This window comes from Mangrovimonas sp. DI 80, assembly GCF_001975575.1.
GTDB classification, from domain to species: Bacteria; Bacteroidota; Bacteroidia; order Flavobacteriales; family Flavobacteriaceae; genus Mangrovimonas_A; species Mangrovimonas_A xylaniphaga.
The window spans coordinates 742,915-755,611 of the sequence record NZ_MSDT01000002.1 but is presented as its reverse complement, the minus strand read 5'-3'; the positions used below and the strand labels follow the sequence as shown (position 1 = coordinate 755,611).

General features: G+C 36.4%; 13 protein-coding genes. All 13 read left to right on the top strand.

Annotated features, from left to right (window positions below; genetic code table 11):
* The first annotated feature begins 74 nt into the window (after positions 1 to 74).
* From BKM32_RS03985 to cysN, 13 genes are read left to right on the top strand one after another with little or no spacing between them, the layout of a single operon-like run.
* On the top strand, positions 75 to 941 hold the full coding sequence (locus BKM32_RS03985) for a M23 family metallopeptidase (protein WP_053976527.1): 867 nt from the start codon (positions 75 to 77) through the stop codon (positions 939 to 941).
* On the top strand, positions 941 to 2,443 hold the full coding sequence (locus BKM32_RS03980; protein WP_076662627.1) for a GH3 auxin-responsive promoter family protein: 1,503 nt from the start codon (positions 941 to 943) through the stop codon (positions 2,441 to 2,443). Before BKM32_RS03985 ends, BKM32_RS03980 begins: the two co-directional genes overlap by 1 nt.
* Positions 2,444 to 2,467: 24 nt before the next feature.
* Entirely contained in the window at positions 2,468 to 4,159 is a 1,692-nt protein-coding gene (locus BKM32_RS03975; protein ID WP_076662626.1) for a hypothetical protein, read from the top strand.
* 12 nt (positions 4,160 to 4,171) lie between these two features.
* Positions 4,172 to 5,242, top strand: coding sequence for a hypothetical protein (locus BKM32_RS03970; protein WP_076662625.1), 1,071 nt, complete (start codon positions 4,172 to 4,174; stop codon positions 5,240 to 5,242).
* Positions 5,243 to 5,247: 5 nt separating this feature from the next.
* Entirely contained in the window at positions 5,248 to 6,291 is a 1,044-nt protein-coding gene (gene rfbB, locus BKM32_RS03965) for a dTDP-glucose 4,6-dehydratase (protein WP_076662624.1), read from the top strand.
* A gap of 2 nt (positions 6,292 to 6,293) precedes the next feature.
* Entirely contained in the window at positions 6,294 to 7,160 is an 867-nt protein-coding gene (rfbA, locus tag BKM32_RS03960; RefSeq protein ID WP_076662623.1) for a glucose-1-phosphate thymidylyltransferase RfbA, read from the top strand.
* Positions 7,160 to 7,705 (top strand): dTDP-4-dehydrorhamnose 3,5-epimerase, encoded by a 546-nt coding sequence (rfbC, locus tag BKM32_RS03955; RefSeq protein WP_076662622.1) that lies wholly within the window; start codon positions 7,160 to 7,162, stop codon positions 7,703 to 7,705. Before rfbA ends, rfbC begins: the two co-directional genes overlap by 1 nt.
* Positions 7,702 to 8,556, top strand: a complete 855-nt coding sequence (rfbD, locus tag BKM32_RS03950; RefSeq protein ID WP_076662621.1) for a dTDP-4-dehydrorhamnose reductase — start codon at positions 7,702 to 7,704, stop codon at positions 8,554 to 8,556. The genes rfbC and rfbD overlap by 4 nt, the downstream gene beginning before the upstream one ends.
* Positions 8,556 to 9,350, top strand: coding sequence for a 3'(2'),5'-bisphosphate nucleotidase CysQ (gene cysQ, locus BKM32_RS03945; protein ID WP_076662620.1), 795 nt, complete (start codon positions 8,556 to 8,558; stop codon positions 9,348 to 9,350). The genes rfbD and cysQ overlap by 1 nt, the downstream gene beginning before the upstream one ends.
* Complete coding sequence (locus BKM32_RS03940; protein WP_076662619.1) at positions 9,351 to 9,779, top strand: DUF2061 domain-containing protein; 429 nt, start codon at positions 9,351 to 9,353, stop codon at positions 9,777 to 9,779.
* Positions 9,780 to 9,782: 3 nt separating this feature from the next.
* On the top strand, positions 9,783 to 10,385 hold the full coding sequence (cysC, locus tag BKM32_RS03935; protein ID WP_076662618.1) for an adenylyl-sulfate kinase: 603 nt from the start codon (positions 9,783 to 9,785) through the stop codon (positions 10,383 to 10,385).
* Positions 10,378 to 11,283, top strand: coding sequence for a sulfate adenylyltransferase subunit CysD (cysD, locus tag BKM32_RS03930; RefSeq protein ID WP_053976516.1), 906 nt, complete (start codon positions 10,378 to 10,380; stop codon positions 11,281 to 11,283). Before cysC ends, cysD begins: the two co-directional genes overlap by 8 nt.
* Before the next feature lie 54 nt (positions 11,284 to 11,337).
* A complete protein-coding gene (gene cysN, locus BKM32_RS03925; RefSeq protein ID WP_053976515.1) occupies positions 11,338 to 12,594 on the top strand; it encodes a sulfate adenylyltransferase subunit CysN in 1,257 nt (418 codons plus the stop codon).
* The last annotated feature ends 103 nt before the right edge of the window (positions 12,595 to 12,697 follow it).

The following is a 12,697-nucleotide window of genomic DNA, read 5'->3' as shown; positions in this document are numbered from 1 at the left end:
AATTGTACGTTTTAAACTAAACTTTAAGATTAAGCAAAAAGACTTGCACTTATTTTATTTAATTTTGTGTCATAATGACTACGAAAAAGAAAGAAAAGAAATTCACCAAAAAGCTACTGCACAAGTACCGTTTGGTCATATTAAACGAGGATACTTTTGAAGAGCGTTTTGCTATCAAGCTAACACGTTTGAATGTGTTTGTGATTGTGGCTATTTCCTCAATTTTGTTAATAGCAGCGACGACTTTATTGATTGCCTTTACGTCCCTAAGGGAATTTATTCCAGGATATTCTTCAGCAGCCCTAAAGAAAGAGGCTACAGAGCTTCATTATAAAACCGATTCTTTGCAACAGGTTATTACCATGAACGAGCGCTATTATAGCTCTATCAAAAAGGTCTTGACAGGAGATGTGAAAACCGAAGAACTTAATAAGGATTCTATTATCAATGCGGTACAAAATGAAGTGAACACCGAAAGATTGGTGCCGAGTAAAGAGGATTCCCTCTTAAGGGAAAAAGTAGCGAAGGAAGACAAATACAATTTGTTTGAGTCGGCTATTTCGGCTACCAATTTTGTGCTGTTTCCTCCCGTGAGCGGAACAATTTCAGATGGTTATGATGTGGAGAAAAAGCATTATGCTGTCGATATAGTAGTAGCTAAAGATACTCCAGTAAAAGCCGCTGCAGATGGCACCGTAATTTTTGCTGAATGGACTGCCGAAACGGGTTATGTGGTCGTTTTGGAACACAGCCATGAATTGATTTCGGTTTATAAACACAACGGTGCGATTACCAAAGAACAAGGAGATTTGGTGAAAGGGGGAGAAGTGATTGCTATGGCCGGAAATATGGGAGAATATTCCACTGGACCCCATTTGCATTTTGAATTATGGAACAGAGGGTATCCGGTGAACCCAACTAACTTTATCGATTTTAACTAATGCTTTCAATAAAATCTGCCTTAGCCAAACCATTCGCAAAAAGAGTCAAAAAATCTGTGTTGAAATGGGCTAAAAAACCTATAGAAACACAACAAAAGGTGTTCAATGAATTGATTTCTGAAGCTGCTGGGACACAATTTGGGAAAGACCATGATTTTGTCAGTATCAATTCTTATGAAGACTTTAAGAAAAGAGTGCCTATTCGGGATTATGAAGCCTTAAAAAGTTATGTAGATAGAGTAGTTGCGGGAGAAGAAAATGTACTTTGGAAAGGAAAGCCGCTCTATTTTGCTAAAACTTCAGGGACCACTTCGGGAGCAAAATATATTCCATTAACAAAGGAAAGTATGCCAAGTCATATCGATGCGGCAAGAAACGCTATCCTCATGTATATTGCTGAGACGGGAAATGCCAAATTTGTGGATGGCAAGATGATTTTTTTACAGGGTAGCCCAATTCTTAAGGAACAAAACGGTATTCAGTTGGGAAGATTGTCTGGGATTGTAGCCCACTATGTGCCAAAATATTTGCAAAAAAACCGCATGCCTTCATGGGAAACCAATTGTATAGACGATTGGGAAACTAAGGTCAATGCTATTGTGGAAGAAACGCTTCCTGAAAATATGACGGTCATTTCAGGGATTCCTTCTTGGGTACAGATGTATTTTGAGAAGATTCAGGAAAAGACAGGAAAAAAGGTTGGAGATGTATTCAAAAACTTTGAGCTCTTTATTTATGGTGGCGTCAACTATGAACCTTACAGAGCAAAGTTTGAAAATTTAATAGGTAGAAAGGTGGACAGTATAGAACTGTTCCCTGCCAGCGAAGGCTTTTTTGCTTTTCAGGATAGCCAGAAGGAAAAAGGGATGTTACTCCAATTGAATTCAGGAATATTTTATGAATTCATTAAAGTGGATGATTTTTTTAATGACAATCCAGAACGTATCAGCATTGCCGATGTGGAATTGGGCGTAAATTATGTGATGATTGTGTCTACGAATGCGGGACTTTGGGCCTATAATGTGGGAGATACAGTAATGTTTACCTCTTTAAGGCCTTATCGCGTTATTGTTTCGGGAAGGATTAAGCACTTTATTTCGGCCTTTGGAGAGCATGTTATTGGTAAGGAAGTGGAGCAGGCGCTGAAAGAGGGAATGGAAGGAACTTCTTTTGAAATTTCAGAATTCACGGTTGCACCTCAAATTAATCCAGAAAATGGATTGCCTTATCATGAATGGTTTATTGAATTCGAAACTATTCCAGAGGATATAACCTCTTTGGAAGCCAAAATAGATGCATCCCTTCAGCAGCAAAACACCTATTATTTTGATTTAATTGAGGGTAAAGTATTGAGGCCTCTTAAGATAACCGCTGTAAAAAAGAACGGATTTACTGAATATATGAAATCCATTGGGAAGTTAGGAGGCCAGAATAAAATTCCAAGATTGTCCAATGATAGGAAAATTGCGGATGCCTTGTATGGACAGGGATTAACTAAATAGTCCTATATTTGTAGGTTAACAAGTATGGCAAACACAGCAAAAAGACACGAAAGAACTAGGGCTCAGGAGAGTTCTAGCGCTATTGAAAAAATGTACATCACGATGCGGCATTTGTTCAATAGGGGCTTCTATAAGCCTATGGGAGTTTCTGGAGAAACTCTTAGGGAGTCATTGTTGTTGTTGAGACCTGAAATTTATGGTTCTATTGCCGACGAAAAGGCGGAGTTAGAAGGCTTGCTTTATGTAATCGATAGATTGCCTTTAGGAATTGAAGAGTGTTCCTTTATAAATTTGACCAGTGATGAAGGTTATGGAAATTCGCATTTTAAAGCGATCATTCCAGCCAAAAGAAGACGGAACTGTTACCGAATCGATGAGGAGCAGATGAACATTGAGATTACTAGAGGACGTTCCGAAATATATGATATTCTCACTCACTTAACTTTTTTATTCGTTGAATCCCATAAGATTAGTAATCGGGTGCTTGTCGATGAACAAGGAACGACCACTAGGGATTGGGTGAAATTGGAAAAGGCTGTTTTGTCAGAAGAAAAACTGTCTCAAAAGGAACGGGAAATTGCAATAACGCATACGGCCAATATTTTAGGAAGAACCTTTAATGAGATTACTGAAATCTATAATCAATTTGCTACACCTAAGCAACCAGACAGATTGTTGCATATCGTCTATTGGTTGGGGAAATTGGCTATTGAAGAAACGGTAAGTGATACCAAAAGAACAGTAACATTTTCCCCTGTTCTTAGAGAGCGCTTGGGACACCATATTCATGGCGAAATTTGGGCAGATAATATCAAGGCGGTTTTGATAGAAAACGAATTGTTGGATCGTCCTATTCACATCATAAGTGCTAATATGCACAGTGTGATGAATTCCCTGTTTACCCCGAGTGTTTTAAAAGGAAGTTTGGCCAAAAAGGACATTTTCGAAATCTATCAAGAACTGAGTAAGAAAGACAATGAATCCCTGCGCAATAAAGTGAATAAGGAGGCGATGCAACAAGGGATGTTGTACATACCTGATAGTTCAGGAACCAATATTGATGTTCAGATTTTTGATACTTCCAAGATTGATTTATCAAAGTTGGATATGCAATTAGATGAGCAAAAGCTCCAACGGGATAAACCCGTGATTGTGGTTATGGATTATGCCTTTGGAGAGCAGGCTTACGAAACTATGGATGAACTCTTGAAGCCAGTCGTTATAGAGGATTATAAGAAGCATCTAAAAGTTGAATCTATCTCTATAATGGGGAAAGCTGGGATTTTGGAAGGCGGAAAAGGTGATATCATGATACCATCTGCTCATATATTTGAAGGAACTGCTGATAATTATCCTTTCGACAATGAATTATGTAAAAAGGATTTAGAAGGACATGGCATTAGTATTTACGAAGGCTCTATGATTACGGTATTAGGCACTTCCCTACAAAATAAGGAAATATTGAAATTCTTTTACAATTCCACATGGAATGTGATTGGTTTGGAAATGGAAGGGGCTCATTATCAAAAAGCCATTCAATCAGCATCTAAAGTGAGAGGAAATATTAGCAAAGACGTCAAAGTAATATATGCTTACTATGCAAGTGATAATCCTTTAGAAACAGGAAGTACCTTAGCCTCTGGTGGATTGGGGACCTCAGGAGTAAAACCTACTTACTTAATAACAAGAAAAATACTAGAACAAATTTTAAATTAACATATCTAACTAATGAATAAAAACCTACCGGAAACTAACACTTCTGAAGAAGTGGATTTAGGACAATTGTTTACTCTTATTGGAAGTTTATTTACAAAGCTTTTCAATTTTATTGGTTCCATATTTACAAAACTTTTCTACTTATTTGTGGCTTTGGTATTTTTCATTAAGAAAAATATTTTAATCTTGATCGGTGCTGGTGTTATTGGACTTGGTTTTGGAATTTTTAAAGAAAAAACAAAGACGCCCGTATACTCGTCGAATGCCGTCATCAAACAAAATTATGATACAGGGGAAAGTTTATTCAATCTTTTAAATTATTACAATGATCTCATAATGGATAAAGATTTTCAATCTTTATCAGAAGCATTGAATATAACAATTGAAGAAGCGAGAAATATGGTATTCTTTAAAATGGAATCGGTCTTGAACAATAACCAAAAGTTGAAGGTTTATGATGAGTTTAAAAAGGAAATAGATTCAACATTAGCTGATTATATTGATTTTGAAAGGTTTTTGGATAATTCTTATGATTATGATTTTGAATATCAGCGTCTCACAGTAAGCTCTACCCAAAAAAATTTACTAAAAAAGGTGCTGCCAGAGATTATAAAAAATATAGAGTCCATAGAATTCTTTAAAAATGAACAAAAAAAGGATTTAGACGAGTTGAAATATCAGGAGGAAGTAATCATGGAGTCTTTGCGTGAATCCGATTCATTGCAGAAAGTTTATCATAAAGTTCTTGAAAAGCTAAATGAAAATCCGAATTCTCAAACAAGTATCTTGATTGATAATACAGGAGATAAGAATTCAACAAAAGAATATGAATTGTTTAGTGATGACATTAAATTGAGAAGGGAGTTGGTGAGAATAAAAAGGGAAAAGGATGAAATTAATAAGATTGTAGAGGTTATTTCGAGTCAACAGGACGAGGGGATATTGACAAATTCTAAAGAACTTTTTAAATATAATCTTGGATATAAAAGTTTTTATAGTGTCTTATTGCTAATGTTGACTTTTTTGGTGTTAATTGGATTAAGATTTCTTAAATATTTAGATCAATTTAAAGAGAAAATATAAGTACTATGAATGTATTAATAACTGGAGGTGCTGGATTTATAGGATCTCATGTAATGAGACTTTTTGTAGAGAATTATCCTCAATATAATATTTATAATTTGGATAGTCTTACCTATGCTGGGAACTTAGAAAACTTAAAAGATATTGAAAAGAAATCAAATTATACATTTCTTAAGGCTGATATTACGGATGAGGCTTACATAAATGAATTGTTTGAAACCTATAAGTTTGAAAGAGTAATTCATTTAGCGGCTGAATCACATGTAGATAGATCTATCACGGATCCATTGGCGTTTGTAAAGACCAATGTTATTGGTACGATGATACTTTTGAATGCCTTTAAAAAGATATGGAATAATAACTATGAAGGGAAACTGTTTTATCATGTGAGTACGGATGAGGTTTATGGGACTTTGGGAGAAACTGGACTTTTTACAGAGAATACGTCTTACGATCCTAATTCCCCATATTCGGCTTCCAAAGCCAGTTCCGACCATTTTGTAAGAGCCTATGGAGAAACCTATGGCATTCCGTATGTTATCACTAATTGTTCCAACAATTATGGTCAAAATCAATTTCCAGAAAAACTGATTCCTTTATTCATTAATAATATTTTAGAAGGAAAACCGCTTCCTGTGTATGGGGATGGAAATTATACTAGGGATTGGTTATATGTCCAAGATCATGCTAAAGCTATCGATTTGGTATTCCATAAAGGTGTTTTGGGAGAAACTTATAACATTGGCGGCTTTAATGAATGGAAGAACATTGATTTGGTAAAATTGCTATGTCAACAAATGGATGAGAAATTGAACAAACCAAAAGGCACTTCAGAGAAGCTCATTACTTTTGTTAAGGATCGTCCTGGCCATGATTTGCGTTATGCCATTGATGCCTCTAAAATTAATAAGGAATTGGGGTGGAAACCTTCTGTAACTTTTGAAGAAGGATTAAGTAAGACCATTGATTGGTATTTGAGCAATGAAGAATGGTTAAATCATGTCACCAGTGGCGCATATCAAACTTACTACCAAACTCAATATAACTAGATATGAAAGGAATTATTTTAGCAGGTGGTTCAGGCACAAGACTTCATCCGTTAACATTGTCGGTAAGTAAGCAGTTAATGCCTATTTATGATAAACCAATGATATATTATCCGTTGTCTACGTTAATATATGCAGGCATCAATGAAATATTAATTATTTCAACTCCTAAAGATTTGCCGTTGTTTCAAGATTTACTTGGTAATGGTGAAAAGTATGGATGTCATTTCGAATATGCTGTTCAGGATGAACCTAATGGCTTAGCAGAAGCATTTATTATAGGGGAAGATTTCATTGGAGAAGAAAAGGTGGCCTTGATTTTAGGGGATAACATATTCTATGGAACAGGCTTGTCACAACTATTGCAAAACAATAATGATCCCGATGGGGGCATTATTTATGCCTATAGAGTTCATGATCCGGAGCGTTATGGTGTAGTTGAGTTTGATGAAGAAGGTCAGGCTATTTCAATTGAAGAAAAACCCAAAGAGCCAAAATCCAATTACGCTGTTCCTGGGATATATTTCTATGACAATAATGTTGTCGATATTGCGAAAAACATTAAGCCAAGTGCCCGAGGAGAACTAGAAATAACTGATGTCAACAAAGTGTATTTGGAACAAGGACGTTTAAATGTAAGTATTTTGGATAGAGGCACTGCGTGGTTGGATACAGGAACATTCCAATCCTTGATGCAGGCTTCTCAATTTGTTGAGGTTATAGAAGAACGACAAGGATTAAAAATAGGGTCTATAGAAGCTGCTGCTTTTGAAATGGGCTTTATTGATGAAACACAATTCAAGGCATTGGCGGAACCACTTCTGAAGAGTGGTTATGGAAAAAATTTATTGGGATTGCTTAATAGAAAATAATGAGGGTAGAGAAAACCAATTTGAAGGGATGTTTTATAATTCATCCAACAGTATTTGAAGATAAAAGGGGATATTTCTTAGAGAGTTTTAATCAAGAAAGGTTTAATGAGGCTATTGGTGAAAATATAACCTTTGTTCAGGATAATGAATCTTTTTCTACAAAAGGTGTTTTAAGAGGATTGCACTATCAAACAGGAGAACATTCACAGGCTAAATTGGTACGTGTTATAAGAGGGAGAGTATTGGATGTGGCAGTTGATATTAGGCCGGATTCTCCAACTTACGGAGAACATGTAGCTGTTGAATTGTCAGAGGAGAACAAAACACAACTTTTTGTGCCAAGAGGATTTGCTCACGGCTTTGTTGTGTTAAGTGAGACCGCTATTTTCTCTTATAAATGTGATAATTTTTATAATAAGGCTTCTGAGGGAGGAATTATTTACAATGACCCTAGCTTAAATATAGATTGGCAATTATCCAATGAAGAATTGATTGTGTCTGAAAAGGATGCTGTTTTACCAATTTTAGAAAAGGCGCTGATATGAAAACCGTTTTGGTTACGGGAGGTAATGGGCAGTTGGGAACATGCATCAAAGATTTAGAACAGTCATTAGATGGTTTTAAATTCATTTATGTAGATAGTTCGGAGTTGGATATTTCGAAAGAAGATCAAGTAAATGAATTCTTTTCTGCCAATACCATTGATTGGTGTATCAATTGTGCAGCCTATACAGCTGTTGATATTGCGGAAAGTGATAAAGAAGGGGCTTTCGAGGTTAATGTTTTGGGAACGAAATATTTGGCAATGGCCTGTAAGGTGTATAAGGCAAAGATGATTCATATTTCAACCGATTTTGTGTTTGGTGGAGATGCTTGCTCTGGCTATTGTGAAACTGATGGAACAAACCCTATAGGTGTTTATGGAGCGACAAAGCTTCAAGGGGAACAAGAATTAGAAAAGCTTCTTGAAAGACATTTCATTTTTAGAACTTCTTGGCTGTATTCGGAACATGGACATAATTTCATGAAAACGATGTTGCGTCTTTCAGAATCCAAAACGGAATTAAATATAGTTGCCGATCAAATTGGAACTCCAACATACGCTAAGGATTTGGCTGTAGTACTTTTGAAAGTAGTTTCTTCTAATAGTGAAGCCTACGGTTTATATCATTTTAGCAATGAAGGTGTAACTAGTTGGTATGATTTTGCACACGCTATTTTTGACATTAGTGAAAGAGAAATTGAGGTTTTTCCAATCAAATCTGAAGATTATCCAACGCCAGCCAAACGGCCTCATTTTAGTGTTTTGGATAAGACTAAGGTGAAGAGTACATTCAACATAAAAATACCTCATTGGAGGGATAGTTTAAAAGAAGCTATAAAACAAATAGATTAATGAAAGAACTTTTAGAAACAGCCATAAAAGCTTCCTTGAAAGCAGGTAAAGCAATTATGGAAATTTACGATTCCAAAATTGAAGTTGAATACAAGGAAGACGAATCTCCCCTTACGGAGGCGGATAAACGTTCCAATAGTGTTATCAATTCCTTTTTGATACCTACCCAAATTCCTATTATTAGTGAAGAGAATAAACAAGTTGACTATGAAATAAGAAAGGATTGGTCTACTTGTTGGGTGGTTGATCCTGTAGATGGGACCAAAGAGTTTATAAAGCGTAATGGTGAGTTTACTGTGAATATTGCATTGGTAAAGGAAGGAAAGCCTGTGTTGGGAGTTATTTATGTTCCTGTAGAACAAACCATTTACTATGCCGATGTTGATTCTAAAGAGGCCTTTAAGGCAAAACTGGAGTCCCATAATACCGACGTTGAAACAGTGTTTGAATTGGCCACTCCTTTAAAACCTAAAGCTAAAGATTCGGATGTTGTTGAGGTTGTAGGAAGTCGATCGCATATGAATCAAGATACTTTAGATTTTGTTGAAGGTTTAAAGGCTGAAGGTAAAAATGTGGAGATAGTTTCAAAAGGAAGTTCTTTAAAGTTTTGTTTGGTTGCAGAGGGAGCGGCGGATGTTTATCCTCGTTATGCTCCAACAATGGAGTGGGATACAGCGGCGGGACAGGCCATATGCAATGCTGTAGGATTGCAGGTCATTTCAAAAGAAACGAATGTACCTTTGCAGTATAACAAGGAAAATTTGTTAAACAGCTATTTCTTGGTTAGCAAATAGATGAAGGACGCCTCATATAAAAGACATATAGCCAAAACCATTACTTGGAGACTTGTTGGTACCATTGATACTATAATACTATCATGGATTATTTCTGGAGACCCTTTAATTGGTCTGCAGATTGGTATTTATGAAGTCATTACCAAAATGGTCTTGTACTTTTTACATGAAAGGGTTTGGTTTAAAGTTAACCTTTCCAAAGATGGGAAGATTTTAGAGAGCAGAAAGCGTCATATCGCAAAGACGATTACATGGCGCATGGTTGGGACTATAGATACAATGACATTAGCTTGGATAGTAACTGGAAATCCCCTAACAGGTTTTAAAATTGCGTCTGTTGAAGTTGTTACCAAAATGCTATTGTATTATTTACATGAACGTACTTGGTACAAAATTAATTTTGGACTTCCAAAAAGAACTAATGAATAGGATATGAAAGAGAACATCATTCCCCACGATTATCAGATTTCAGTTGAAGACAGAAGAAATTCCAATAACCATAATTCTTTTTTATTGTGGTTCACGGGACTGTCAGGCTCAGGAAAATCTACCATTGCTAATGTAGTTGAACAACGATTGTTTAAAAATGGCATCAAAACCTATACACTTGATGGTGATAATATAAGAAAGGGATTGAATAATGACCTTACTTTTTCACCTGAAGACCGTACAGAGAATATTCGCCGAATAGCCGAGACAGCCAATTTGATAGTGGATGCCGGTTTAGTGGTTTTAGCGGCTTTTGTATCACCCTATAAAAAAGATAGGGAAAACATCAAGAGAATCCTCAAAGATGTTAACTTTGTTGAGGTTTACATCAACACGAGCGTTGAAGAATGTGAACGCCGTGATGTTAAGGGACTTTATAAAAAGGCGAGGGCAGGAGAAATAAAAAATATGACCGGTATTTCAGCTCCTTATGAAGCTCCAGAAAATCCGGATATTGAAATATTAACAGAAAAAGAATCAGTTGAAGCAGCCGCCCAACGGATTATTGATTACATAACACCTAAATTACAACTCAACAATGAGTAAGTACTATTTAAATTACCTGGACGAATTAGAAAGTGAAGCCATTTTTGTGCTACGTGAAGTTTGGGCACAATTTCAGAACCCAGTAATTTTATTTTCTGGAGGAAAGGATTCCATAGTGGTAACCCATTTGGCACGAAAGGCATTTCACCCGTGTAAGGTGCCATTTTCTTTAATGCACGTTGATACAGGACACAACTTTCCTGAAACCATAAAATTCCGTGACGATTTAATAAAAGAATTGGGTGTAAACCTGATTGTAGGATCAGTACAGGAGTCTATTGACCAAGGACGTGTTGCAGAGGAACGTGGTAAAAATGCCACTAGAAATGCCCTTCAAATAACCACTTTGTTGGATGCCATAGAAGAACACAAAGTAGACTGTGCTATTGGGGGTGGACGACGTGATGAGGAAAAGGCAAGAGCTAAGGAGCGTTTCTTTTCACATAGAGATGATTTTGGACAATGGGATCCTAAAAACCAACGTCCGGAGTTGTGGAACATTTTCAACGGAAAGTATTTTGAGGGAGAACATTTTAGAGCGTTTCCAATCAGTAACTGGACTGAAATGGACGTTTGGAATTACATCAAGCGAGAAAATATTGAAATTCCGTCATTGTACTATGCTCATGAAAGAGAGGTGATTTGGCGTAATAATTCTTGGATTCCTAATTCTGAATTCTTGATAGTTGAGGAACACGAAGAAATAGTCACCAAGAAAATTCGTTTTAGAACTTTAGGAGATATTACCATTACGGGAGGTATTGAAAGTGATGCGGATACGTTGGAAAAAATTGCTTTGGAAGTTTCGGCTATGCGCCAAACAGAAAGAGGTAACCGAAGTGACGATAAGCGTTCCGAAACGGCTATGGAAGACCGTAAACGTCAAGGATATTTTTAAAAATTAAAGTATTACTGAAGAAAATTCAGTATTCAAATAAAGAAACAATAAAAGATGTTAGATAGCAATCAATTATTACGTTTTACAACTGCTGGAAGTGTAGATGATGGGAAAAGTACCTTGATAGGACGACTTTTGTACGATTCCAAATCCATTTTTGAAGACCAGCTGGAAGCCATTGAAAATACAAGTAGGAAGAAGGGACATGAAGGTGTTGACTTAGCCTTGTTTACTGATGGATTACGCGACGAGCGCGAGCAAGGAATTACCATTGATGTTGCCTATAGATATTTTACAACGCCAAAGCGTAAATTCATTATAGCAGATACCCCAGGACATATTCAATATACCCGAAATATGGTTACGGGAGCTTCAACAGCCAATGCGGCCATTATTTTGGTGGATGCCAGACATGGTGTGATTGAACAAACGAGACGTCATTCATTCATTGCTTCACTTTTACAGATTCCGCATGTGATTGTTTGTATAAACAAAATGGATTTGGTGGATTATTCTGAAGAGGCATATAATAATGTTATTACTCAGTTTGAAGATTTCTCTTCTAAAATGTTGGTAAAGGATGTTCGTTTTATTCCAATTTCAGCGCTTTTAGGAGATAATGTTGTGAACAGATCTGAGAATATGGATTGGTATCAAGGTGCCCCATTGTTACATACCTTGGAAACCTTGCACATCAGTAGCGATGTGAATAAAGTGGATGCTCGTTTCCCTGTACAAACCGTTTTGCGACCTCAAAGTGACGATGACAATAGGGATTATCGAGGTTATGCGGGACGTGTTGCCAGTGGTGTTTTTAGAGCTGGTGATGAGGTTACGGTAATGCCTTCTGGTTTTACCTCTAAAATCAAAAGCTTGGATACATTTGATGGTTCCGTAGAAGAGGCCTTTGCGCCTATGTCCATTTCTATGACTTTGGAAGACGATATTGATATTAGTAGAGGAGATATGATTGTACGTTCCAATAATATGCCTGAGGCTTCTCAGGACATCGAGGTGATGCTTTGTTGGTTAAACAATAGCGCAGCCAAACCAAGGGCGAAATACACTATTAAACACACCTCAAATGACCAAAAGGCAATGATCAAGGAAATTGTTTATAAAATAGATATTAATACCTTGGCAAGGAATGAAGAGGACAAGGAGCTAAATATGAATGACATTTCTAAAGTTAAAATACGTACTACAAAGCCTTTAATGGTAGATTCTTATCGCGAAAATAGAGCAACAGGAAGCATCATTTTAGTAGATGATGCAACCAATGAAACTGTTGCTGCCGGGATGGTGGTGTAGGATGTAGTTTTTTTGATTGAGTTAAAGGGGTTTGTTTTTAGAAAGGGATTACACTTATCATATTGTTTTTTGTGATTGAAAGTATAATTCCTTAGAATTATTA

Coding starts and splice junctions, on each gene's coding strand:
- BKM32_RS03970 (WP_076662625.1), top strand. CDS start 4,172: ATGAATAAAAACCTACCGGAAACTAACACTTCTGAAGAAGTGGATTTA.
- cysC (WP_076662618.1), top strand. CDS start 9,783: ATGAAAGAGAACATCATTCCCCACGATTATCAGATTTCAGTTGAAGAC.
- BKM32_RS03940 (WP_076662619.1), top strand. CDS start 9,351: ATGAAGGACGCCTCATATAAAAGACATATAGCCAAAACCATTACTTGG.
- cysN (WP_053976515.1), top strand. CDS start 11,338: ATGTTAGATAGCAATCAATTATTACGTTTTACAACTGCTGGAAGTGTA.
- rfbD (WP_076662621.1), top strand. CDS start 7,702: ATGAAAACCGTTTTGGTTACGGGAGGTAATGGGCAGTTGGGAACATGC.
- BKM32_RS03975 (WP_076662626.1), top strand. CDS start 2,468: ATGGCAAACACAGCAAAAAGACACGAAAGAACTAGGGCTCAGGAGAGT.
- rfbB (WP_076662624.1), top strand. CDS start 5,248: ATGAATGTATTAATAACTGGAGGTGCTGGATTTATAGGATCTCATGTA.
- rfbA (WP_076662623.1), top strand. CDS start 6,294: ATGAAAGGAATTATTTTAGCAGGTGGTTCAGGCACAAGACTTCATCCG.
- BKM32_RS03980 (WP_076662627.1), top strand. CDS start 941: ATGCTTTCAATAAAATCTGCCTTAGCCAAACCATTCGCAAAAAGAGTC.
- cysQ (WP_076662620.1), top strand. CDS start 8,556: ATGAAAGAACTTTTAGAAACAGCCATAAAAGCTTCCTTGAAAGCAGGT.
- rfbC (WP_076662622.1), top strand. CDS start 7,160: ATGAGGGTAGAGAAAACCAATTTGAAGGGATGTTTTATAATTCATCCA.
- BKM32_RS03985 (WP_053976527.1), top strand. CDS start 75: ATGACTACGAAAAAGAAAGAAAAGAAATTCACCAAAAAGCTACTGCAC.
- cysD (WP_053976516.1), top strand. CDS start 10,378: ATGAGTAAGTACTATTTAAATTACCTGGACGAATTAGAAAGTGAAGCC.